Source organism: Ensifer adhaerens (genome assembly GCF_002007205.1).
GTDB classification, from domain to species: Bacteria; Pseudomonadota; Alphaproteobacteria; order Rhizobiales; family Rhizobiaceae; genus Ensifer; species Ensifer adhaerens_D.
The window spans coordinates 345,257-365,850 of record NZ_LAZS01000005.1 but is presented as its reverse complement, the minus strand read 5'-3'; the positions used below and the strand labels follow the sequence as shown (position 1 = coordinate 365,850).

Here is a 20,594-nt window from a genome sequence, read left to right as displayed (position 1 = left end):
GGCGCATCGACGGGCAGACTTGATCCGACTCTGCCAGGCAAGGCAATCGCAGCGGCAGGCGCCAAGCCCGGTTTTCCCGGTTTTGTTCCGCGGCCCCGAGCCGACGGCCCGTCGTGGCGGCGTCAGTCGGCCGAGTCGGCAACCGGTTCCGTCTTCGCCCGGCCGACCTCTGCCAGCATCCAGTCGCGAAAGGCGAGGATCCGCGGGTCCTGGCTTGCGCTTTCGGGATAGACCAGGTGATAGGCATAGTCGCCGCCAAGGCTGACGCCGATGTCGAACAGCCGCACCAGCCGCCCCTCCGCCAGTTCGTTCTTGATCATCGCGAGGTCGACGAGCCCGACCGCGCCGCCGTTGATCACCGCCTCCACCACATGGCTCGTGTCGGTAAAGGCGACGCAGCGGCTGTCGTCGAAATCGTCGATGCCGGCAGCCGCCATCCACATGCGCCAGTTCGGCCAGAGCATGCCTTCGGTGTAGCACTCGACATGGCAGAGCGTGTGATGGAACAGCGCATGCGGGCTCTTGGGCTCGCCGCCGGCCGATATCAGCTTCGGGCTGCACACCGGCGCGATCACCGCTTCGAACAGGCGCTCCGCGCTCAGTTGAGGATACCGGCCCGAGCCGAAGCGAATGGCAAGATCGACATCGTCGGTATCGAGATCCCTCACCTCGTCGTTGATGTCGAATGTCAGCTCGATCGCCGGATGGGCGGCGCGAAACTGCGACAGCCGCGGCAGGAGCCAGTTGGTGGCAAAACGCGGGGTCAAGGACACGCGCAGCTCCCGGGCGCCGCGCGCCATCCTGCGGGCGCGGCCGACGGCACCCTGAAGCGCCTCCAGCGCCTGGACCGTTGCCTCGAACACGACGGCGCCCGCCGGCGTCAGCTGGATGCTGCGGCTGCTGCGCGCAAACAGCACGAGGCCGAGTTGGTCCTCGATTTCCTTGATCTGGTAGCTCACCGCCGCCGGCGTCAGCCCCACCTCGTCAGCGGCGCGGGTGAAATTGAGGTGGCGGCCGGCGGCCTCGAATGTCCGCAGCGCACGCGTTCCTGGCAGTGTTCGGCTCATGGATCTTCAAGCCCAGTTTAATGATCCATCGAGAAGTACTTGTTTTTCAAAGATCGATCAATCGGGAATGATCGAGCCATTGATGATCCGGGTCATCGCAACCGCGGAAATCCGCGTGGCGATGCCCCCAATCCATGGAGTGAACATAGATGTCAGTTGGCTTGACCCCGAGCGACGAGCGCACCGTTGGTGCCCCGTCGATCGACCGTGGCGATGCGCTGAGATGGCCGCCGCGCCTTTGGGTGGCGCTCTTCATCTTCAGCGGGGTGATCCTGCTCGATGGCCTCGACATGTCGATGATCGCCGTGGCGATCCCCGAAATCCAGGCGGAATTCGGCATCAGCGCCGCCACCGCGCAATGGCTGGTCAGCGCCTATATCCTCGCCTTCGGCGGCTTCCTGCTCCTCGGCGGACGTTGTGCGGATCTTTTCGGCCGCAGGCGCGTGCTTGTGGCCGGTCTCGGCGTCTTTGCCGTCGTCTCGCTGTTCGGCATGGTCACCAACGATCCCGTGCTTCTGATCGTCTCGCGCTTCATCAAGGGCATGACGGCGGGCTTTACCGGGCCGGCCGCCATGTCGCTGCTCACCACCACCTTCCCCGAAGGCCCGCACCGCAACAAGGCCTTCGGCATCTTCAACCTCTTCGAGGCCTCGGGCTACTCCTCCGGCCTCATCGTCGGCGGCCTGCTTGCGGCGCTCGACTGGCGCTACATCTTCGTGTTGCCGGCGCCGATCGCCGTGCTCCTGATGATCGCCGCGCTGCGTTTCCTGCCGAAGGACCCGCCGCGCACGGAACGCCTCAGGCCCGATATCGCCGGTGCCGTCACCCTCGTCGCCGGCACGCTGCTCTTCGTCTTCACCATCGCCTCGACCGCTGATGTCGGCTGGATGTCGCTGCGCACGATCGGCGGTTTTGCGCTCTCGGCCCTCTTCCTCGTCGCTTTCGTGGCGATCGAGCGCCGTGTGAAAGAGCCGCTGATCCGGCTCGGCATCTTCCGCAACAGAAGCCTGGTGGCCGCCAATGTCAGCGCCGCCCTGCTCTATGGCGGTGCCATGGGCTTCCAGTTCCTCATCGCGCTCTACCTGCAGAACCTCAACGGCTGGACGCCGCTGCACATGGCGCTCGTCCTGCTTCCGGCCGGCCTCATGGTCGTCATCCTCGGGCCGAAGCTCGGTGCGCTGATGAACCGTTTCGGCGTCAACCGTGTGCTGATGGTCGGCCTTGTCGCCTTCGTGCCCTGCTATCTCCTGATGCTGCGGATCGGCCCGACGCCCGACCTGTGGACGGTGCTGCTGCCGGCCGCCCTGCTCTGGGGCATCGGCTTTGCGCTCAGCATCTCCGCCCTGATGGTCACCGGCACCAATGGCGTGGCGGACGAGGAACAGGGGCTTGCCGCCGGCCTGCTCAACAGTTCGCTACAGGTGGGCGGCGCCTGCGGCCTTGCGGTCGTCACCGCCACGATCATGCCCGGCACGACGCTTTCAATGCTCTATCCCGGCGTCTTCGTCATCCTCGCCTTCGCCGTCCTGACCCTGCTTGCACAGTTGCTCAACCGGCGCGGCTGAAGCGTATCGGCAGACGGACACGGGCCGGTCGCGAGGATTACCCCGGCGACCGGCCCCTTCCCGTTCCTACTCGAACTTCTCGGTGCTGTCGGCCTTGCCCTTCACCCAGTAACCGGAAGCCTTCAGCCAGGTGAGCGGCAGGCCGCGCTCCTCGACGAAATGGGTGCGGATCGCCCGCGTCACCGCCGCTTCGGCCGCGATCCAGACGAAGGTGCCGGGTTCGAGCGGAACTTCGCGCACACGCGACAGCAACGCCGAAGGGTCGTTCGCTTTCTCAAGCGGGCGATAGGCCCAACGGGTGGTGAGCGCCGCTTCACTGCGGAAGGCCTGCCGCTCGTCCGGCCCGGTGACGACGGCGATCGCGGTGATCTGATGCCCCGCCGGCGTTTCCTCGATCCGCCGCCCGATCGCCGGCAGCGCCGTCTCGTCGCCGATCAGCAGCCATCGCGTGAAATCTCCAGACACGACCGCCGAACCGCGCGGCCCGCCGATCTCGAGCTTGTCCCCCACGGAGGCCTTCATCGCCCAAGCGGTCACGGGGCCTGCCTCGTGCAACGCGAAATCGAGCGCCAGCATGCGGGCGTCGGTGTCGTAGCGCCGTGGCGTATAGTCCCGGTGCTCGACGGCACCGTCGGCGCCGGGCACGAAGATCTTGATGTGGTCGTCCGCCCCGAGGCTGACGAAGTCGGTGAGATCCTCGCCGGAAAGCGTGATCCGGAGCATGCCCGGCGTCACCCGTTCGATGCCGGAAACGACGAGCGAGCGGCGCTTCAGCTCGTGGCGAACACGCTCGATGCGCGGCGTCGGGAGATGGGAATAGTTGGGAGAATTGTCCATTTGCATCCTTTGGAGGGCCTTGAAAGCTCGATCCGCAGGACACAGTCGCGCAGATCGAAGCCGCTTCTGGCCGTTCGATCATACGCGTTGAGTGACGTTAACGCTTACGTGGCCGGGAGTGCCCCGGTCATGTCACGTTCTAACTATCGGAAGGCCCCGCTTCGATCAATGCGTCATCTTGACTAAAACACGAAGGTTTTACCAGCCAAAAGAAAAACGCGCCCGCCGGAGCGAGCGCGTTTCCCGAAATGAGGAAGGTCTGACGAAGCCTTACGCTGCCAGCGCTGCCGCTTCGCCGCGCACGAGGTCGCCGAGCCGGCGGATGCCCTCGTCGATCATCTGGTCGTTGGCGCAGGAGAAGGAGACGCGCAACGTGTTTTCGCCCGAGCCATCGGCAAAGAAGGCGCGGCCGGGAACGAAGGCGACCTTGGCGGTCTCGATCGATTTTGCCAGCAGTGCAGCACCATCCATGCCCTTCGGCAGCGTCACCCAGACGAACATGCCGCCTTCCGGCTTCGTCCAGGACACGCCTGCGGGCATATATTTTTCAAGCGCTGCGAGCATGGCGTTGCGGCGCTGCTTGTAGACCCGGTGGATCTTCGCCACCTGCTCATCGAAGCCGCGCTCGGCAACGGTGCAGATCGCCATCTGGTTGATGGTCGAGGAATGCAGATCGGCCGCCTGCTTCAAGAGCACGAGCTTGCGGATCACCTTTTCCGAGGCGCAGACCCAGCCGACGCGAAGGCCGGGCGCGAGCGTCTTCGAGAACGAGCCGCAATAGATGGTGCGGGTGTTGTTGATGTCGCCCTTCTTGGCGATTTCGAGCGCCAGGATCGGCGGCACCGGCTCGCCGTCGTAGCGCAGCGATTGGTAGGCCGCATCTTCGATGACGGCAATATCGAGCTCTTCCGCCAGCGCCAGCACGCGTTCGCGCCCGGCCCGGTCGACGGTCTCGCCGGTCGGGTTGGCGAAATCGGCCGACAGATAGGCGAACTTGACGCGGCCGCCGGCTTCGGTTGCCGCCTGGCGATAGGCTTCCGGAGTGCGGTTGCCGTTGGGGTTCAGCTGGTCATAGGTCGGCTCATAGGCGTTGAACGCCTGCAGCGCGCCGAGATAGGTCGGCCAGGTGACAAGTGCGGTATCGTTCGGCGACAGGAACAGCTTGCCGATATAATCGAGGCCCTGCTGCGAACCGGATGTGATGAAGATGTTGTCGGCGCCGGCCGGGATGCCGATTTTTTCCATCTCCTTGGCGAGCCATTCGCGCAGCGGCTTGTAGCCTTCGCTCACCGAATACTGCAGCGCGGCGCTGACCGCCGGACCGGAGAAGATTTCCGCATAGGCGTCCTTGAATTCCGCATCCGGGAACAGCGCAGGATCAGGAATGCCGCCGGCAAAGGAGATGATGTCGGGGCGATCGAGCAGCTTCAAGAGTTCGCGGATTTCCGAGGCGCGCATCCGGCTCGAGCGCGTCGCGAAGATATGTTCCCAATCCAGCATGGGGTGTTTCCTCAGAGATTATATGCGGAAAGCGGTTCTCCGCTTCCTCCCGCTTCATTGAAGAGCGCCGTGCGTTCAGATGAACGCACAAAGGACGCTCTGGTATTTTCGTTCTAGAGCATCTTTCCGCTTCAAGCGATCACACTTGAAAACGGGATGCTCCTGACGGTGAAGCGACAGGACCACGGCGGCTAATTTATGTCAATATTATTGACCTAATTCCGTGCGTTTTTCGGGCTTTTCGAGCTCCTCACACGTTGCGTCCAGGACCTGACGTTACGTCAATCCGAGCCGAATGCCACGCGCCATCCGGCAAAGCAAGCCATTCGCGTAACTGTTACATCCTTGCCGCCTGCCACAAGCGGGCGCACAGTCGCGCGTCCACCGATTGTCTTTCATGACAGCGCCGCACGTCGACGCGGACGCGACCGGCTGCTGTAGCACTTTCATGTGCCGCATGGATTGCCCTCGGCCACGATCCCGATCGCACGAACCAAGCGGCACAAAGGTCTCGAACCCTCTGGCGATATGGAGCGACGTGCCATGAGCAAGCATCCGGTATGCGATCCCGAACAGACAGATCCTCAAAACGAAGCGCATTTGAGCGTCAGCCGCCGCGACCTGCTGCTCGGCGGCAGTGCGCTCGCCGCCGCAGCGCTTGCCGTTTCCGCCCCTGCGGTCCGCGCGCAGCAATCGACGGCACCGGCCTCAGGCGCCGGCGGCAAGCCGAACATCCTGATGATCATGGGCGACGATATCGGCTGGTTCAATCCGAGCATCTATCACCGCGGCATGATGGGCTATCGCACGCCGAACATCGACCGCATCGGCAACGAGGGGGCGCTCTTTACCGACTGGTACGGCGAGCAGAGCTGCACCGCCGGACGCGCCGCCTTCATCACCGGCCAGTCGCCGATCCGCACCGGCCTGACCAAGGTGGGCCTGCCCGGTGCCGATCTCGGCCTGCAGGCGGAAGATCCGACCGTTGCCGAATTCCTGAAGGCGCAGGGCTACGCCACCGGCCAGTTCGGCAAGAACCACCTCGGCGACAAGGACGAATTCCTGCCGACCGCGCACGGCTTCGACGAGTTCTTCGGTAACCTCTACCACCTCAATGCCGAGGAGGAGCCGGAAAACCCCGACTATCCGAAGAGCCCGGAGTTCCGCAAACGCTTCGGCCCACGCGGCGTCATCCATTCCTATGCCGACGGCCGCGTGGAAGACACCGGCCCGCTTTCGAAGAAGCGCATGGAAACGGTCGATGGCGAGTTCCTCGCGGCAGCGCTCGATTTCATCGACCGCCAGCACAACGCCCAGAAGCCCTGGTTCTGCTACTTCAACTCCACCCGCATGCACGTCAACACCCACCTGAAGGCGGAATCGGAGGGAAAGACCGGCAAGGGCGTCTATGCCGACGGCATGGTGGAACATGACGGCATGGTCGGCGATCTCCTGAAGAAGCTCGACGATCTCGGCCTCGTCGAAAACACCATCGTCATCTACACCACCGACAACGGCGCCGAGGTGATGACCTGGCCGGATGGCGGCAACACACCGTTCCGCGGCGAAAAGGCCACCAACTGGGAAGGCGGCTATCGGGTACCGACCTGCATCCGCTGGCCGGGCGTCATCAAGCCGAACACCGTCTACAACGACATGTTCTCGCACTACGACCTGATCCCGACCTTCTGCGCGGCAGCTGGCGAGCCCGACATCGTCGCCAAGTGCAAGGCCGGGTATCAGGCGGGCACCAAGACCTTCAAGGTGCATCTCGACGGCTACAATCTCATGCCCTTCTTCCGCGGCGAGGTGAAGGACGCGCCACGCCGCGAGTTCCTCTACTGGAACGACGATGGCGAGCTGGTCGCGGTGCGCTTCCAGGATTGGAAGGTCGTGTTCAAGGCGCAGGAAAGCACCGGCATCGGCGTCTGGCGCGACGCCTTCACGACGCTGCGCGCGCCGAAACTCTTCAACCTGCGCGCCGACCCGTTCGAGCGCGGCGATGAATCGATCGAATATGAAAAGTGGTTCTTCGACCGGGCCTTCGTCGTCGTTCCCTCGCAGGCGATCGTCGCGCAATGGCTCAAGAGCTTTGAGGAGTTCCCGATCCGCCAGAAGCCGGCGAGCTTCAACCTCGACGAGGTCATGGACAAGCTTTCGACCGGCGGCAAGCAATAGGCATGATGCCCCTTGCCGCTTCCGTCTCGCAGGGCAGCACCTGCGGGACGGCGTTTCATTGGCGCCGACGGGAGTGCGCGGTCGGCCTGACATCGCACCATGCGCGGGTTTTAGAGCGCCGTGCGTTCATACGAACGCACAAAGGACGCTCTAGCACTTTGATTCTAGAGCATCTTCCCGCCCGCAAGTGATTCCACTTGAAGGCAGGATGCTCTAGAACAGACCGGCCGCAGCACTTCCACGCTGTCCCCGCCGCCCTTCCATTTCGCAAAGCGGTGCTTGCAGGATCGGTTGGCTCCCATGGGATCCCTCAGCCCGCCTATGATCCAAAGGGGCAAATTGCGGGCAGTTGGGGCGAGGAGTAATATTCGGCCGTCAATTCGACCGGAGGGACTAGGCCATGAGCAGACTGTTTATCCTGTCGGCTGGCGCCACCCTGGCGCTGGCATCATCGGCGTTTGCGGCACCCGCAGCACCCGCAACGCAACCCCTCAAGATAGCCAAGGAGTGCAGCCAGTTCACCGGCGAAACGCCGAGCTTCTGCACCATCACGGAATCGAACCTCGAGGCGATCCCGGCTGGCACCAAGATCCTCTATTATGGGCCTGTGGTCGCCAATCCGCTGTTCTCCAGCAGCACCGCGGTCATTGCCGTCGGCAACGGCGACTCGGCCGTCGGATACTGCGTCGTCTACGACACGGCCAGCCCGCCGCTTGGAACCTGTGCCTTCCATGCCGGCAGCGGCACGCTTTCCGGTTTCCAGGCGATCGTGAAGGTCACGGTCGACGACAAGCAGATCTGGCACTGGGACGGAGGCTACGTGCTGGGCGCCACCCAGGCCTCCAAGTAAGACGTTAACCCGGCCACAACACGACGAGGCAGAGCCCGGCCCTTAGCCGCGCACGCTCTGCCCGTTGGGCAGGCAATGCGCGGTCCTCGCCATTGGCGGGGCGAGGAGCGCTTTATGGCCTGACCGCCGGCGCGCTCGCGTGACCTGAGAACAGGAGCCGGAAACCGAGCGCAAGCATGATGGCGCCGGTGAAGCGCTGCTGCCAGGCGAGCAGCCGCGGAAATCGGTAGAGCGCCTGCCCGACCGTGCCTGAGGCGAGCGCTACCGAACCGAGCGAGAGGATGCCGGCAAGCTTCTGCACGGTGCCGAGCACGGCAAGTTGCAGCCACACGGGGCCGGCAGCCGGGTCGACGAACTGCGGCAGGAAGGCGAACATGAAGAGCAGCGACTTCGGGTTCGTCAGGCTGTTGATCGTTCCCTCGCGAACCGCGCGCCAGTCGGAAACCTTGGTCGCCGCCAGCCCCTTCTTCGCGGCACCGGCGCCGAAGCTCGACCAGACCATGCGCGCGCCGAGATAGAGCATATAGGCCGCCCCCACCCATTGCAGCAGCATCAGCCCGGCGGGATAGGCCCTCAGCAGCGAGGCGACGCCGAGAACCAGCAGGCCCACCTGCACCAGGCCTGCGAAAAACACCATGCCGACGACGGTCAGCAGCGCCACCCGGCGCCCCTGGCCGATCCCGCGGGCGAGAACCAGCATCATGTCCGGACCGGGGGTGATTTCGAGAACGAAGAGAGCCGCAACGAAGGTCAGCAGGACGGGGAGTTCGGCCATCGGAGATTCCGGTTCAGGTCAGATTTAACACCCTTATCCGGAAGCGTCCGGCCTGTCGATCAGCCCGCTCTCTGGCAGCCCGCGATATTTTTCTCCGCCGGTCGTCATCTTCGTCTAGTCTGTCGCCAAACTCGGCAGGAGAACGTCGGCAGGAGGGAACGGTGAGCGGAAAAACGCTGCGTCTGCAGATCCCGCAATGGCAGGGCGGAACGCTGGAAGCCTATCACTTCGGCGCGCAACTGCTCGCCTTTCTGGCGCCGGCCGCATCCGGGCCGGTCGCAACCGTCGAGGTGCCGGAACCGGACGGCACGGCACTTCCCCTCGAAGACGGCATCGTCGCCCGCAGCGCCCTTCTGCGCCAGCTCGACGCGGCGCAAGCGATCCTGAAGGAGGAAGCGCCCGACAGCGTCGTCGTTCTCGGCGGCGACTGCGCCGTCGATCTTGCCCCCTTTGCCTATCTGAACGAGCGCTATGAGGGCGATCTTGCGGTGCTCTGGGTCGACGCCCATCCGGATATCAGGACACCGGGTGAGAGCACCCATGCGCATACCATGGTTCTCGCCCAACTGATGGGCGAAGGCGACGCGGATTTTACCGGGCGGGTGGCAAGGCCGATCAGGCCGGAAAGGGTGATGTATGCCGGCCTCTACGACATGTCGCCGGCCGAGCGCGCCACCGTCGACCGCCTGGGGCTCAATCTCGCGACGCCGTCCGAACTCATCGAAACCAGCAAGCCGGTCATCGACTGGCTGCGTTCGACCGGCGCACGGCACGTCGCCATTCACTTCGACCTCGATGTCATCGATCCCGCCGGGCTTCGCTCGCTCTATTTCTCGCGGCCGGACGCAGCACCCGGCGCTTTCGCCGGCATCCCGCAGGGCCGCATGACGATCGCCGAGGTCGTGCGCCTGTTGAATGACGTTGCCGCGGAAGCCGAAGTCGTCGGGCTCGGCATCACCGAACACCTGCCCTGGGACGCGATCGCCATTCGCAACATGCTGCGCGCACTGCCGCTGATCGGCGGGGAGACGTAACCGATGCGGAGCCGCCTGCCCCGGCCCCTGCCTGCAGCGCCGCGCGCCTTGTCAGCCGCGCAAAAAAAGCTGTAGCACTATGAATTCCTGCATGTTTTTCCTTTGCTCGGCCACGATTGGAGGAGACACGCGGTAGCGCACTTGCCTCTCCCGCCCGCGCCGCGCCCAGCACCGGCCACCGAGGAGCATTCATGCCAAATCCACACGACGAGACGCTCGCCTTTTATCGCGACAACGCCGCCACCTATGCCGGGCGTGAACGCAAGCCGCCGACCGAGCGCCTCGCCGCCTTCATCGACCGGTTGCCCCCGGGCGCCGCCGTGCTTGATCTCGGCTGCGGCGGCGGCCATGACAGCCTCATCCTTCTGGAGCATGGGCTCGACGTCACCGCTTGCGACGGCTCGGCGGAACTGGCGCGCGAGGCGGAAGCGCGGGTCGGCCGCAAGGTGGAAGTCGTCAGGTTCCAGGAAATCGACTGGCAGGCGCGTTTCGACGGCATCTGGGCCGAGGCCTCGCTTCTGCATGTCCCACGGGCGGAACTGGCCGATGTGCTCACCCGCATTCGCCAGGCGCTGAGGCCAGGCGGTTTCGTTCAGGCGAGCTTCAAGGCCGGAAGTTCGGAGGGCCACGACCGCTTCGGCCGCTACTTCAACTATCCATCAGCGGCGTGGCTGCGCGACTGCTTCGAAAAGGCGGGCTGGTCAAACGTCGAGATCAGCGAGGCCGATGGCGGTGGCTATGACGGCGAGCCGACGCGCTGGCTGCACGTGACCGCAATCCATGCCGGTTGAAGCGTGTCGCGCCCAGGCGCAGGCAGCCGATCCTTGCGATCGGAAAGGATCCCGCAACCCTTGCGCCGCCTCAGGCCTCGCGGCTGAAGTAACTCAAAATCAGAAGCGTGCAGATCGCCGCAACGATCAGGGCGTCGAAAAGTGCAAAATGCTCGAAGAATGAGAGCATGGCATTTCCTCCTTCCAACTAAACCTATGAGAGCACAGATTCCCTGAACTTGGAAGGGAAATCGGGAAATATACTATTTCCCCGGAACAACCGGGCAGGCCGTTATTTGCAATGCAATAATATTAATTTGCACTGCACAACGACAATTCTGTGCAAAATCATCGGCGACGATGCGTGGATTTTCGCGCAGTACAGCCGGCGATAGGCCGCCCCGCCATTGGGCGTTCCGCCCCCGTCAACACGACAAAGTTAATTTGACGGCGCTACCGCAAGGTGCAGATATTAGAATTATCGAATAAATATCCGCCGACCGGCCGGATGGTTTTTCCAGGGGGTGCGCATGCCTGAACTGCAAGCGAGTAACGCCCATGCAAACACAAGCGGCGGCGAACCCGCTGGCGCTTATCGAGGCAAGAACCTGACGCGGCGCGAGATGCTGATGAGCAGTGCGGCGATTGCCGTTGCCGCCGGTCTGCCGGCCGAGTGTACCCTGCACCGATGCGCCACAACCTTCGCGTAATCTAAACGGCGCCCGTCCATGGAGCGCAGCGCCGTCGCGCGTGATTTCGTTTAAGAATTTCAACCGGCCGGCGTCACCGATTTCACGCTGCCGGCCGTATCCACGATGCAGGTGAACTTGCGGCCGGCGGCGTCGAGATCGACGCTGTAGTTGGCAGCGTCAAGCGCCCGTGAACTGGTTGGCAGCACCTTGGAACTGTCGACCTGGGCAGCACCGGCGGCGGCATGGGCGCACAGAAGCTGCAGGTCGGCCGGCGCCGTCTGCAGGCTGGTGCGGGCCATGTCCTCGGGCTTGGGCTGCGACTGGCATCCGCTCACTGCGGCCAGTGCCGCAAGCGCCAGAACAAGGCCCTTCATGCGCGATATCCCCTCGTTCACCACGTATCCTCCCCTCGGATCTTCTGTCCCTGTTCCGTCGCGCGATCGGCCACGCGTGTCCCCTGCCGATCGGTTCTTTCCTGGCGCCCGCAAGGTGCCTGCGCCGACGCGCCGCCCTCGCGGGCTGCCCGCCTTGCCTCTGCTGTCTCACACGCCCTTGTAGAGCGCCGCGCCCTGCATCAGCACGATCACCTTGGCGCCGATCTCGATGCGCGAATGCAGGTCGATGACGTCGTCGTTGTTCATGCGGATGCAGCCGGAGGAGACGTCGAGGCCGATGGTCCAGGGCTCGACCGTGCCGTGAATGCGGTAGATCGTGTCCTGGTCGCCCTCATAGAGATAGAGCGCGCGGGCACCGAGCGGGTTGTCCGGCCCGCCGGGCATGCCGGCAGCCCATTTCGCCGCGTTCGGGTCGCGCGCCACCATTTCGGCGGGCGGCGTCCAGGTCGGCCACTCGGCCGTGCGCCCGACGCGCACGATGCCGGCCCAGCCGAAGCCTTCGCGGCCGACGCCGATGCCGTAGCGGATCGCCTGGCCACCGGGCTGCACGAGGTAGAGGAAGTGCTGGTTGCCGTCGATGATGATCGTGCCCGGCTTTTCCGCCGTGCGGAACGGCACCACCTGGCGGCGGAAGGCTTCCGGCGGCTGATTGTTGCGGGCGAAATACTGCCGCGCTTTCTTCTTGTCGTAGTTCACCCATTTCTTGGTGCGGGCGTCATAGATCTGCGTCTGCGCCCATGCGGCGAGCGGCCCGAAGGTAAGGGCGGCGGCAAGGGCGGCGATGCCGAGCCTGCGCCGCGTCCACAGGGGCCGGCCCTTGCCGGCAAGGCGATTGTCGTCAGAGGTTCCGGTCATGGCTTGGCCCACCCGTCGATGCGCGCCGCATTGTCTTCGGCCCATTTCTTCGCGTAGTCGGCCGGCGCCTGCCGCTCGACCTCCAGCGCGTAGCTCATCTTCGTCACTTCCTCCGGCGAGAAATCCACCTTCTCCAGGAACTTCGCGACATCAGGGTGTTTCTTGCCGAAGGCGGTGGCATAGGCGATCTGGAAATGCCCCGCCTCCCAGGCCGTCGAGGCGCTGGATTTCGAAACCCAAAGCGGATCGTTCGGCGGCACGATCTTCCACGTGGCGGCATCGTGCGGCGGCTCTTCGAGCCGTGCGATCGGGTGCAGCTCGAACACGTGATGCGGCGCGTAGCAGTAGAATACCATCGGCCGCTCGGTCGCGACCGCCGCATCGACTGCCGCCATCGCCACCTCCTCTTCCGCCTCGAACAGCGTCAGTGTCTTGTCATAGCCGTAGCCGGCTGCCCGCGCCCGCTCGATGCCGGTCGAAAGCCAGGTGGCGGCGCCGATCCACATCTCGCCCTTGCCGTCACCGTCGGTGTCGAGAACCTTCGTCTTTTCGGGATCGCTGAGGTCGGCGGCCGACTTGATCGTCTTGGCCGCTTCCGGCGTGGCGCAAAGCCCCTGCCAGGCCGGCACGCTGCGTTCGGTCAGCTGGCCGACCTTCTTTTCGGTGACGTATTTGCGCACGACGTCCTCGAAGTTCGGCCGCCAGACTTCCGGCTGGATATCGACCGTGCCCGCCTCGAAACCGACGAAGGCATTGAGCGTGCCGAGCTCCTTGACCTCGGCATCGAGCCCGAACTTCTTGGCGATGCCCACTTTCAGGATATTGGCCGTCGCCTGGCCCGACGGCCAGTTCGGCATGGCGATCACCAGATCGGCGGCAGTGGCAGGCAGCGCCACGGATGCGGCCAGCATGGCAGCCAGCATGGCTGGCAGAAACCTCGACTTTTCCTTCACAATCCCCTCCGGCCTCGAGCAATCGATGCGAATGACGTCGTGAATGCGTATGTCGTGCTTTAGCGACGCCAAGCGCGCCGCAACTCTGCAGGTTTCCCTTGATCGCGAGACCGTGCAGCTCTTCAGAAAGCCATGGCGACCTGGCGAGACGCGTGGGCGCCGTTTGCGAATGCGAAGCTTATCAATGCCTTGGGCCAACGGGCCCTGCTCTTCCCCGTGCCGTATCCGGCATCTTCGTGTGTTGGCCGGCAGGATGCATAGAACCGTGGGCTTCGTCAACGTATCAGCGATACCACACGTTGCACGGACGCGCCCGTCGGTCGTCGGTCACGCGGCCATGCCACGCGAAACCGTAGGGATGATGCGGTCGGAATTCCTTGCGACGTGCGGCGCTCGCGCGCACGAAGGTCGCCTTGAAAAAGATGAGGCGGGCCGCACCCCCGGCCCGCCTTCCGCCGGTGGAGGGCACGATCGCGCGCCCCGCACGTCCCGCCTTGTCTGTCGCCTCAGGCGGCCTGTGCGTCGCTGGCGCGGCGGCGGTCGCCGATGCCGCCTCTTGCCGCCGCCGTGCCCGGCTCGCGCCGTTCAGTGCGGCGGTTGAGCTGAAAGCGGTTGACGAGTTCCGTCAGCCGCTGCGCCCCCTCGGCGAGCCGGACGCTGACATCGGCGGTGCGCTCCACCATGCTGGCATTCTTCTGCGTCATGGCGTCGATGTCATTGACCGCGGCGTTGATTTCGCCAAGGCCGGCCGTCTGCTCGGTCGCGGCCGTCGCAATCGCCTCGATCCGCGTGTCGATCGCTTCGACGTAGTTCTCGATCTCCTTCAAGGCGCTGCCGGTATCGCCCACGAGCCGCACGCCTTCGGCGACCTCGGCCACGGAGTTGTGGATCAGCGCCTTGATCTCCTTGGCGGCCTTGGCCGAGCGCTGGGCAAGCTCGCGCACCTCCGAGGCGACGACGGCAAAGCCCTTGCCGGCCTCGCCCGCGCGTGCCGCCTCGACGCCGGCGTTGAGCGCAAGCAGGTTGGTCTGGAAGGCGATCTCGTCGATCACGCCGATGATCTGGCTGATCTCCTCGGACGCAGCCTTGATGCGCTGCATCGCCGTCACGGCATCGCGCACGACACCGGAAGAGCTGTGCGCCGACTGCCGCGCGTTCTGCACGAGCGAACGGGTCTGCTGGGTATTTTCCGTCGAGGTGCGCACCGTGACCGTGACCTCTTCCAGCGCCGCCGAGGTCTCCTCCAGCGCCACCGCCTGCTGGCGCGTGCGATCGGCGAGATGCTCGGCCGCATCCTTCATCTCGTGGCTGTTGGCGTTCAGGTCACGGGTCTGGCTGAGCACGGCCGACAGCGTTTCCTGGAACATGCCGATCGAGGTGTTGAAGTCGCGCCGAAGCGTTTCGAGTTCGCCAACGAACGGTTCGTCCAGCGTCATGCGGATATTGCACTCGGCAAGGCGGCCGAGCCCGGCGCCGATCTCCGTGACCGCAGATACGCGATCGGAAACGTCGACCGCGAATTTCACCACCTTCGACACCCGGCCGGCATCGTCGAGGATCGGATTGTAGGAGGCCTGGATGAAGACCGGCTTGCCGCCCTTGCCGATGCGCTTGAACTGGTCGGTAACGAAGCGTCCGGCCGAAAGATCACGCCAGAAGGCGGCATAGTCGGGCGAGCGGACGTGATCCGGCTCGCAGAAGATGGAATGATGCCGCCCGACGATCTCGTTGAGCGCATAGCCCATCGCCGAAAGGAAGTTCTCGTTGGCGGTGATGATCTCGCCCGAAGGCGTAAATTCGATGATCGCCTGGGCACGCGACAGCGCATCGATCTTGCCCTGGTCGTCGGTGCTCTTTGCCTTCGTCGCGGTGATGTCGGTTGCGAACTTCACCACCTTGTAGGGCTTGCGGCCGCGGAACACCGGATTGTAGGAGGCCTCGATCCAGATCTCGCGCCCACCCTTGCCGATGCGGCGGTACTGCTGGCTGTCATATTCGCCGCGGGCAAGGCGCGCCCAGAAATCGGCATAGGCGCTCGATTCCGCCTCCCCCGGCTGCACGAACATGCGGTGATGGCGGCCGACGATCTCGCTGAGTTCGTAGCCCATCGCACGGCAGAAATTCTCGTTGGCTGTCAGGATCGTGCCGGAAAGATCGAACTCGATAATCGCCTGCGACCGGTTGATCGCATCGAGCATGGCTTTGGCATCGGAGGCAAAAAGAGACGGCAGGCCAGTCATGGGAGCGGGACCTATAGCTAACAAATCGAAAAGGGATACATGCGAATTGTAGCTATTCGTATGATAAATTCCTTAAGCGATCGTTTTCGAAGGCGGTCGAACCCCTATGATTGTTGGGCTTTTGCGCTCAGGCAGCCCCTGCCCGATTGCGCCCGGCGTCCTGAAATCCCTTAGCCCCAGATAGCCCGCCCCAGATAGCCCGCCACGAGCCAGATCAAAAGTTCGAGCGCAAATGTCCAGTGCAGCAGGAAGTTCAGGTACCAGGGCTTATAGACCGCCTGCACGTCTCCGCCCGAAGCGCAAACGCGCCCTTCGCCTTGAATCCGGACGCGAAGGATCGAGGATTTCTTCCCTGAAAAGTTGAACTCGTGACAGTTGCCAACAGCCATCGCTGCCAGCGGGCGCTACCAGTTGCCCGGATCTGCCGTATGGTCGACGCTGGCGAATTCGTCGGCCTTCCCCCGGTCGAGCGTCAGGCGGGTCGCGTTCTTCGCATCGTCGGTGACGGCGTAATCGAGCGGCGCCGCCTCGCGGGTCAGGAACTGGTACATCAGGAGTGCGGCCTCCTCGGCGCTATCGGCCTCGAATTCCTTGGCTACGCTGACGGAGAACTTATGCATGACTGACTTCTGCCCCCATGACTTCTGTCCCGTGCCCCTTGGCGCATGACCCATGAGCCGGAACGCTCCGATATGAGATGGCGCGCCCGGGCCGGACGTCAATGCGTCGGCATCAACGCGCCCGCATCAATGCGCGACCGGCCCGTCCGCCATTTTCCAGGCGGCAAAGCCGCCCTCGATATGGCAGGCGCTGGCGATCCCGGCGGCCTGCGCGGCCTCCACCGCCATCGCCGAACGCTCACCATAGGCGCAGTAGAAGACGATGCGTTTTCCCGTCGCTTCCGCCAGCTCGTGCAGCATGCCGCCGGCGGAGATATTGCTCTGAAGCTCCGGATAGGGCGCATGCAGCGAGCCGGGAATGAGCCCGTGTTTCTCCCGCTCGGCCTTTTCGCGCAGATCGACCAGCGCGATCCTGGCATGGCCGCAGAGCGCCAGCGCTTCCGTCGCCGAGAGCGCCCAGCCGCGCCGGGCGATCTCGTCCTGGTGCAGGCCGACATGAATGTTTGCCGGCACCGCCACATCCATCATCTTCGGGTTCGGCAGGTTGAGGTTGTTCATCAGGTCGACATATTCGTCGACGGATTTGACCCTGAGACGCGGATTGAAGCGCTTCTCCTCGCCGATGGTCGAGACGGTGTCGCCCTTGTAGTCATGCGCCGGATAGACGAACGTCTCGTCCGGCAGCTTCAAGAGCTTGTTGAAGATCGAGTCATACTGCTGGCGCGGGTCGCCGTTCTGGAAATCGGTGCGGCCGGTGCCGCGGATGAGCAGCGTGTCGCCGGTAAAGACCCGCCGGCCGAGGTCGCCGGCCATCAGGAACGAATAGGAATCGTCCGTATGGCCGGGCGTATAGAGCACATCGAGGCTCAGGCCCTCGATCGCCACCCGGTCGCCCTCCGCCACCCGCATGGAAACGACATCGGCCGCCGTCTGTTCGCCCATCACGGTGATGCAATGGGTCTGGTCGCGCAGCGCCCCGAGGCCGGTGATGTGATCGGCATGCAGATGCGTATCGACCGCCTTGACCAAGCGAAGATCGAGTTCGCGCACGAGCTGCAGGTAGCGCTCGACCTTTTCCAGCACCGGATCGATGATCAGCGCCTCGCCGCCCTGGCGGCTGGCGATCAGGTAGGTGTAGGTGCCGGACACGCTGTCGAACAGTTGACGGAAGATCATCGGCGGCTCCCTTGCAAAGGATAACGCGGCGTCCAATCGAGAGGCCATGGCAAACGGTGGGCCTCGCCCCTCATCCGCGCGGTGCCCCTCATCCGCCTGCCGGCACCTTCTCCCCGCTCGCGGGGCGAAGGGACGCTGCCGCGCTCTCGAGCTTCCCTCTCCTGCTAAGGAGAGAACCAGTTTTTGCATTGCGACCGCCCAAGCTGCAGCCTCCAAACATCGGAGAAGGCAAAGTGCCGAGCGGGCGCCACGTGCTCCCTTCTCCCCGCCTGCGGGGAGAAGGTGCCGGCAGGCGGATGAGGGGCTCCCGCCCTCACCGCGCGGATGAGGGACCACTGCCCTCGCCGCGCCGATGCCGCTTTGCCAATGCGATGCCTCAGCCCTTCGGCTGCGGCACGATGCGGATATAGGGCTTCGGCGCGCGCCAGCCCTCCGGATAGACCTTGCGGGCATCCTCGTCCGTGACGGAGCCGGCGATGATCACGTCTTCGCCCTGCTGCCAGTTCACCGGCGTCGCCACCTTGTGCTTGGCCGTCAGTTGCAGCGAGTCGATGACGCGCAGCACCTCGTCGAAGTTGCGGCCGGTCGTCATCGGATAGATGAGGATCAGCTTGATCTTCTTGTCCGGGCCGACGACGAAGACGTTGCGCACCGTCTGGTTGTCGGCGGGCGTGCGCTGGGTCGGATCGCCGGAAACCGGCGCCGGCAGCATGCCGTAGAGCTTCGAGACGGTGTAGTCGACGTCGGCGATCATCGGGAAGTTCGGCGCATGGCCCTGCGTCTCTTCGATATCGGCCGCCCAGCCGGCATGGCGGTCGAGCGGATCGACGGAGAGACCGATGATCTTGACGCCGCGCCGGTCGAATTCCGGCTTGATGCGCGCCATGTAGCCGAGTTCGGTGGTGCAGACGGGCGTAAAATCCTTCGGGTGCGAAAACAGCACCGCCCATGAGTCGCCGATCCAGTCGTGAAACCGGATCGTTCCGTCGGTCGTCCCGACCTCGAAGTCCGGTGCGAGGTCATTGATTGCAAGCGTCACGATACCCTCCAGTTGTGTATGCACCACACCCATCCGGCGCGGTGGCAGCGCTTAGATTTTTGGCAACGCGGCGTGTCCGCCGGGGCGTTGAAAAGGCCGCTGTAAGTCTCTGGTTTCGTCCATGTCCCACGCTCCGCCCAGAGGATGGAAGCAGGAAATATACCTTGGAAAATCAAATTGTTACAGTAACCGTTGCAAGCCCGTCCGGATGCCCGTCGCAATTGGCGCGACGCACAGTTTGCCACTTTTGCCGTTTAAGGCAACCGGAAAGACGGCGAACGGCGACGGCTCGCGCCGGACACCGCAGGGTTGGCTGGCGGACGCCTCAACTCGGGGGTCTCTAGCGCAGCAGCGCCCCGTAGGTCGCCAGATCGACATTGCCGCCGCTCAAGACGATGCCGACGCGCTTGCCGGCGCAGGCAAGCACCCCTTCGAGCACGGCGGCAGCGGCGAGGCAGCCGGTCGGCTCCACGACGATCTTCATGCGCTCGCCGAAGAACCGCATGGTCTCGACCAGCTGTGCGTCGCTGACCGTGACGATTTCGGCGACCGTGCGCTGGATGATCGGAAAATTGTGGGCGCCGATACTGGGGGTCAGCGCGCCGTCGGCAATCGACTTCGGAATGGCGATCTCGACGATCCTGCCCTGGCGCAGCGACTGCTGGCCGTCATTGCCGGCCTCCGGCTCGACGCCGACGACGGTCGCGCCGGGCGATCGTTCCCTGGCGCTGAGCGCCGTGCCGGCAAGCAGCCCGCCGCCGCCGAGCGGCGTAACGATCAGGTCGAGTTCGCCCACTTCCTCGATCAGTTCGAGAACCGCCGTCCCCTGGCCCGCGATCACATCCGCATGGTCGAAGGGCGGGATCAGGACGGCGCCGCGCTCGGCCGCCAGCTTCGCGCTGATCGCCGAGCGATCCTCCTTGTAGCGGTCGTAGAACACGACGTCGGCGCCATAACCGCGCGTTGCCGCCACCTTCATCTCGGGCGCGTCGCTCGGCATCACGATCGTCGCGGCAACACCCTGCAGGCGCGCAGCATAGGCGATCGCCTGGGCATGGTTGCCGGAGGAAAAAGCGACGACGCCCTGCCGTGATCCCTTTTCCTTCAGGGCGGCGACGGCGTTATAGGCGCCGCGGAACTTGAAGGCGCCGCCGCGCTGGAAGTTTTCCGCCTTGAAGAACAGCCGCGCGCCGGTGGCGGCATCGGCCGTGCGCGAAGTCAGGACCGGCGTCCGATGCGCGACCCCGGCGATGCGGTTTCGGGCCAGTTGCACGTCGTCGAATGTCGGAATGCGCAATGCCTCGTCTGCCGCTGAAACTTCCATCGAGTCTCTCCCTGAGCCTGCCCTTTCGGAGGCTAGTAAAGACCGCCATGCAAGGCAAGGAGGTCAGCCGCGTCCCCCATTTTTGGACGCGTGCCCATTCTTGGACCCGCCAGCCCGATAGTGGTCGACGGCGAAGCTGAAGAGCACCTTGAGCATGAAGAGCCCGGACACCGCCACCATCGCCGGCGTCAGACCGGGCAGAAGCGGCAGGCCGGTCAGGCCTATGGCAAGCAGCAGCCCGCCGGCGAAGGTCTGCGCGCTTCGCCCTGCCAGTCCGTTGACGACCGCGGCCGCGACGATCGTATAGGCCCAGACGGCGACCGCGGCGGCGATCCCGGTGCCGACAAGCAGCGCGACGAGAACGATGTGAAAATGGATGGCGATGAAGACCCGGCGGTTGCGCGGCCGGGCGGCGTAGAAATCATTGGTCGACGGCGTAAAATTGGCGACGCAGCCGGCGGCGATGTCGAGCACGAGGACAAGCGCCAGCGCCGCCCGCCACCAGGCAAGCTCGGCAAGCAACGGCCCCGCCGACATGGCGAACACGGCGGCAACGCCGACACCGAACAGGAGAATGGCCGCGAGATAGACGAGCGGCTGCTCTTCACCGAAAACGTCGTGCAGGTGGGGATGGATGCGAAGAGATCTCATGACGGTCGCCCGGGCCAACGCGGAATGGGCGCACTATGAATGGACGTAGCCAGCGTGCAAGCGGGTAACGGTA

Annotated in this window: 19 protein-coding genes; 6 read left to right on the top strand and 13 right to left on the bottom strand. The window is 64.4% G+C overall.

Annotated features, from left to right (window positions below):
* Window positions 1–122: 122 nt before the first annotated feature.
* Window positions 123–1,067 (bottom strand): transcriptional regulator GcvA, encoded by a 945-nt coding sequence (gene gcvA / locus XB14_RS05495; RefSeq protein ID WP_077960654.1) that lies wholly within the window; start codon window positions 1,065–1,067, stop codon window positions 123–125.
* Window positions 1,068–1,216: 149 nt separating this feature from the next.
* Between gcvA and XB14_RS05490 the strand changes: the two genes are divergently transcribed.
* Complete coding sequence (locus tag XB14_RS05490; RefSeq protein WP_077960653.1) at window positions 1,217–2,632, top strand: MFS transporter; 1,416 nt, start codon at window positions 1,217–1,219, stop codon at window positions 2,630–2,632.
* Window positions 2,633–2,698: 66 nt separating this feature from the next.
* Here XB14_RS05490 and XB14_RS05485 read toward each other — a convergent pair whose 3' ends face one another.
* Window positions 2,699–3,469, bottom strand: a complete 771-nt coding sequence (locus XB14_RS05485; RefSeq protein WP_077960652.1) for a siderophore-interacting protein — start codon at window positions 3,467–3,469, stop codon at window positions 2,699–2,701.
* A 270-nt stretch (window positions 3,470–3,739) separates the two neighbouring features.
* Window positions 3,740–4,969, bottom strand: coding sequence for a PLP-dependent aminotransferase family protein (locus XB14_RS05480; protein WP_077960651.1), 1,230 nt, complete (start codon window positions 4,967–4,969; stop codon window positions 3,740–3,742).
* A gap of 543 nt (window positions 4,970–5,512) precedes the next feature.
* Between XB14_RS05480 and XB14_RS05475 the strand changes: the two genes are divergently transcribed.
* Entirely contained in the window at window positions 5,513–7,147 is a 1,635-nt protein-coding gene (locus tag XB14_RS05475) for an arylsulfatase (RefSeq protein ID WP_077960650.1), read from the top strand.
* 400 nt (window positions 7,148–7,547) lie between these two features.
* Window positions 7,548–7,997, top strand: a complete 450-nt coding sequence (locus tag XB14_RS05470; RefSeq protein ID WP_077960649.1) for a hypothetical protein — start codon at window positions 7,548–7,550, stop codon at window positions 7,995–7,997.
* Window positions 7,998–8,109: 112 nt separating this feature from the next.
* Here the strand turns inward: XB14_RS05470 and XB14_RS05465 are convergent, their stop codons facing one another.
* Complete coding sequence (locus tag XB14_RS05465) at window positions 8,110–8,772, bottom strand: LysE family translocator (protein ID WP_077960648.1); 663 nt, start codon at window positions 8,770–8,772, stop codon at window positions 8,110–8,112.
* 161 nt (window positions 8,773–8,933) lie between these two features.
* Here XB14_RS05465 and XB14_RS05460 point away from each other — a divergent pair, with 161 nt between their 5' ends.
* From XB14_RS05460 to XB14_RS32495, 3 genes are all read left to right on the top strand, one after another.
* Window positions 8,934–9,806 carry an arginase family protein gene (locus tag XB14_RS05460; protein ID WP_234803970.1) on the top strand — a complete coding sequence of 291 codons (873 nt, stop codon included), beginning with the start codon at window positions 8,934–8,936 and terminating at the stop codon, window positions 9,804–9,806.
* Between the two features lie 191 nt (window positions 9,807–9,997).
* Entirely contained in the window at window positions 9,998–10,597 is a 600-nt protein-coding gene (locus tag XB14_RS05455; protein ID WP_077960647.1) for a class I SAM-dependent methyltransferase, read from the top strand.
* Window positions 10,598–11,106: 509 nt separating this feature from the next.
* Complete coding sequence (locus tag XB14_RS32495; RefSeq protein WP_143348240.1) at window positions 11,107–11,286, top strand: hypothetical protein; 180 nt, start codon at window positions 11,107–11,109, stop codon at window positions 11,284–11,286.
* Between the two features lie 59 nt (window positions 11,287–11,345).
* Here XB14_RS32495 and XB14_RS05450 read toward each other — a convergent pair whose 3' ends face one another.
* The 9 genes from XB14_RS05450 to XB14_RS05405 all read right to left on the bottom strand — a co-directional run bounded on the left by XB14_RS05450 (window position 11,346) and on the right by XB14_RS05405 (window position 20,521).
* Window positions 11,346–11,642 (bottom strand): hypothetical protein, encoded by a 297-nt coding sequence (locus XB14_RS05450; protein WP_234803968.1) that lies wholly within the window; start codon window positions 11,640–11,642, stop codon window positions 11,346–11,348.
* A gap of 168 nt (window positions 11,643–11,810) precedes the next feature.
* Entirely contained in the window at window positions 11,811–12,518 is a 708-nt protein-coding gene (locus tag XB14_RS05445; protein ID WP_143348239.1) for a L,D-transpeptidase, read from the bottom strand.
* Window positions 12,515–13,441 carry a glycine betaine ABC transporter substrate-binding protein gene (locus XB14_RS05440; protein WP_077960645.1) on the bottom strand — a complete coding sequence of 309 codons (927 nt, stop codon included), beginning with the start codon at window positions 13,439–13,441 and terminating at the stop codon, window positions 12,515–12,517. The genes XB14_RS05445 and XB14_RS05440 overlap by 4 nt, the downstream gene beginning before the upstream one ends.
* A 536-nt stretch (window positions 13,442–13,977) precedes the next feature.
* Complete coding sequence (locus XB14_RS05435) at window positions 13,978–15,711, bottom strand: methyl-accepting chemotaxis protein (RefSeq protein ID WP_077960644.1); 1,734 nt, start codon at window positions 15,709–15,711, stop codon at window positions 13,978–13,980.
* 404 nt (window positions 15,712–16,115) lie between these two features.
* Window positions 16,116–16,331, bottom strand: coding sequence for a hypothetical protein (locus tag XB14_RS05425; protein WP_077960642.1), 216 nt, complete (start codon window positions 16,329–16,331; stop codon window positions 16,116–16,118).
* A gap of 126 nt (window positions 16,332–16,457) precedes the next feature.
* Complete coding sequence (locus XB14_RS05420) at window positions 16,458–17,507, bottom strand: MBL fold metallo-hydrolase (RefSeq protein WP_077960641.1); 1,050 nt, start codon at window positions 17,505–17,507, stop codon at window positions 16,458–16,460.
* A gap of 376 nt (window positions 17,508–17,883) precedes the next feature.
* Window positions 17,884–18,546: a peroxiredoxin gene (locus XB14_RS05415; RefSeq protein ID WP_179119533.1), complete on the bottom strand. Its 663-nt coding sequence runs from the start codon at window positions 18,544–18,546 to the stop codon at window positions 17,884–17,886.
* 340 nt (window positions 18,547–18,886) lie between these two features.
* A complete protein-coding gene (locus XB14_RS05410) occupies window positions 18,887–19,870 on the bottom strand; it encodes a threo-3-hydroxy-L-aspartate ammonia-lyase (RefSeq protein ID WP_077960639.1) in 984 nt (327 codons plus the stop codon).
* A 63-nt stretch (window positions 19,871–19,933) separates the two neighbouring features.
* A complete protein-coding gene (locus XB14_RS05405) occupies window positions 19,934–20,521 on the bottom strand; it encodes a hypothetical protein (protein ID WP_077960638.1) in 588 nt (195 codons plus the stop codon).
* Between the last annotated feature and the right edge of the window lie 73 nt (window positions 20,522–20,594).

Coding starts and splice junctions, on each gene's coding strand:
- gcvA (WP_077960654.1), bottom strand. CDS start 1,067: ATGAGCCGAACACTGCCAGGAACGCGTGCGCTGCGGACATTCGAGGCC.
- XB14_RS05490 (WP_077960653.1), top strand. CDS start 1,217: ATGTCAGTTGGCTTGACCCCGAGCGACGAGCGCACCGTTGGTGCCCCG.
- XB14_RS05485 (WP_077960652.1), bottom strand. CDS start 3,469: ATGGACAATTCTCCCAACTATTCCCATCTCCCGACGCCGCGCATCGAG.
- XB14_RS05480 (WP_077960651.1), bottom strand. CDS start 4,969: ATGCTGGATTGGGAACATATCTTCGCGACGCGCTCGAGCCGGATGCGC.
- XB14_RS05475 (WP_077960650.1), top strand. CDS start 5,513: ATGAGCAAGCATCCGGTATGCGATCCCGAACAGACAGATCCTCAAAAC.
- XB14_RS05470 (WP_077960649.1), top strand. CDS start 7,548: ATGAGCAGACTGTTTATCCTGTCGGCTGGCGCCACCCTGGCGCTGGCA.
- XB14_RS05465 (WP_077960648.1), bottom strand. CDS start 8,772: ATGGCCGAACTCCCCGTCCTGCTGACCTTCGTTGCGGCTCTCTTCGTT.
- XB14_RS05455 (WP_077960647.1), top strand. CDS start 9,998: ATGCCAAATCCACACGACGAGACGCTCGCCTTTTATCGCGACAACGCC.
- XB14_RS32495 (WP_143348240.1), top strand. CDS start 11,107: ATGCCTGAACTGCAAGCGAGTAACGCCCATGCAAACACAAGCGGCGGC.
- XB14_RS05450 (WP_234803968.1), bottom strand. CDS start 11,642: ATGAAGGGCCTTGTTCTGGCGCTTGCGGCACTGGCCGCAGTGAGCGGA.
- XB14_RS05445 (WP_143348239.1), bottom strand. CDS start 12,518: ATGACCGGAACCTCTGACGACAATCGCCTTGCCGGCAAGGGCCGGCCC.
- XB14_RS05440 (WP_077960645.1), bottom strand. CDS start 13,441: ATGCTGGCTGCCATGCTGGCCGCATCCGTGGCGCTGCCTGCCACTGCC.
- XB14_RS05435 (WP_077960644.1), bottom strand. CDS start 15,711: ATGACTGGCCTGCCGTCTCTTTTTGCCTCCGATGCCAAAGCCATGCTC.
- XB14_RS05425 (WP_077960642.1), bottom strand. CDS start 16,331: ATGCATAAGTTCTCCGTCAGCGTAGCCAAGGAATTCGAGGCCGATAGC.
- XB14_RS05420 (WP_077960641.1), bottom strand. CDS start 17,507: ATGATCTTCCGTCAACTGTTCGACAGCGTGTCCGGCACCTACACCTAC.
- XB14_RS05410 (WP_077960639.1), bottom strand. CDS start 19,870: ATGGAAGTTTCAGCGGCAGACGAGGCATTGCGCATTCCGACATTCGAC.
- XB14_RS05405 (WP_077960638.1), bottom strand. CDS start 20,521: ATGAGATCTCTTCGCATCCATCCCCACCTGCACGACGTTTTCGGTGAA.